Below are 1,734 nucleotides of genomic sequence, written 5' to 3'. Positions count from 1 at the left end.
TTGTATCCATGGTTTGGAGGGGCAGGTAAAAATGTCATATTTGAAATGACCCCAGTATGTAGGCCTACACCAGAAATTGTAACTTGTTTTTGAATAGTATGTTGTTTGACTCTCATTAGTTCAAATAATGCTCTTTAGAATTCCAGAGCGTAAATTTAGGCTTTTTTTTCTAGTTCTTTGATTCTGTCCTGTAGTTCGGGGAGTTTTTTGAAGAGTGAATAGGATTTGAGGAAATCCTTAATATCCATTCCCAAAAATCCAAATTTGGTTTGTCCACTAATATTTATGTTTTTTGGAATTCCGGTTTTAGCACCAATCGTGGTTTTGTCTGCGATTTTGATGTGCCCAACTATTCCTACTTGACCTGCAATTACACAGTTTTTTCCTATTTCGGTAGAACCGGAAATACCGGTCTGGGATGCAATTACAGAATTTTCTCCAATGATAACATTATGTGCAATCTGAACCAAGTTATCTATTTTCACTCCTCTTTTGATTATAGTAGACCCCATAGTAGCACAATCTATTGTTGTATTGGCACCAATGCTAACATGATCTTCAATGACTACATTCCCCAGCTGTGGAATGGCCTTGAAGGTACCATCTTCCTGTGGGGCAAATCCAAAGCCGTCTGAACCGATTACTGCTCCAGCTTTGATTTCACAATGATTGCCAATTTGGGTATTTTGATAAATTTTGGCTCCTGCATGGATAATACAATTATCTCCGATTTTGACATTATCGCCAAGATATACGTGGGGATGTATTTGTACATTGTTGCCGATGTTGCAATTTTTACCAACATAAGAAAAAGCACCTCTATAATGATTATCGCCTATGCTACTGCTTTTATCAAAGTATGAAGGTTCTTCCACTCCGAACTTGTTAGCTTTTGAAAGCTGCGCATAGGATTCCAAAAGTTGGGTAAAACCTGAATATGCATTTTTCACCCTGATCAAATTGGCTTTGACGGGTTTTTGGGATACAAAATTTTCAGATACAATTACAGCAGTTGCGGCAGTTTCATATATGAAGGACTCATATTTTTCATTTGCCAAAAAACTTATCCCCCCTTCCTTTCCTTCCTGGATTTTGTCTATTCTATTTACCTTAAGAGATCCATCGCCTTCAATTTTGCCATTCAGCATTGCGGCTATTTGATGTAGGGTAAATTCCATTTAGAGCGTTTTAGAGATTACAAAGTTAAATTTTTGGCATGACAGATGTAATGTTTTTTGACTATTTTACTCATCGCTTTGATATTGGGAAGATCAGCTGCTTGGGCTACATCAATAATCTGTCCTTTTTTTGTCAAAATCAGAATCTGTTCTTTATTAAGATAAGCATGATTGCTTATAGTTCCATGATTGAAAAAAAATTGATGATCACTTTCAGGGATCTGCAGCTTTTTGAGACTTTTCTTTTTTTCAGTATTCAGTTCATCGTCAGTGAAAGCCTCATTTCTCAAATTGATCTTAAACAGATTTCTGGTCAGGAACATGTTGGAGATATTTCTGATAACATAGTCTTTTTCATTTTTCCACATTTTGATAGCTCCCCAGATATCGAAGTCATCCAAGGTCATAAATCCCTCCAACAAACTGCGGTCTTTTTGTAGGTCTTCAAGCGTGAATCTATTACCCAGAAATAGAAGTAGCTCTTCAGTTCCAAACAAAGTTTGGCCACCTTCCATCAATTGAATTGCCCTGTTTATTAAATTAATCATCATTTTTT

2 protein-coding genes and 1 pseudogene are annotated in these 1,734 nt (G+C 36.4%); all 3 read right to left on the bottom strand.

Annotation, left to right across the window (positions count from 1 at the left end):
• A partial coding sequence (locus ACEW8U_RS17710; protein WP_373523387.1) for a UDP-3-O-acyl-N-acetylglucosamine deacetylase occupies positions 1–116 on the bottom strand: 116 nt, incomplete at its 3' end.
• A gap of 39 nt (positions 117–155) precedes the next feature.
• Positions 156–1,178 (bottom strand): UDP-3-O-(3-hydroxymyristoyl)glucosamine N-acyltransferase, encoded by a 1,023-nt coding sequence (lpxD, locus tag ACEW8U_RS17705; protein ID WP_373523386.1) that lies wholly within the window; start codon positions 1,176–1,178, stop codon positions 156–158.
• A 17-nt stretch (positions 1,179–1,195) separates the two neighbouring features.
• A pseudogene (locus tag ACEW8U_RS17700) lies at positions 1,196–1,734 on the bottom strand (phosphohydrolase); the annotation flags it as partial.

Origin of the sequence: Aquiflexum sp., from assembly GCF_041751335.1 — a bacterium.
Taxonomy (GTDB): Bacteria; Bacteroidota; Bacteroidia; order Cytophagales; family Cyclobacteriaceae; genus Aquiflexum.
The sequence above is the reverse complement of the archived record's forward strand: the minus strand, read 5'-3'. Positions and strand labels throughout refer to the sequence as shown.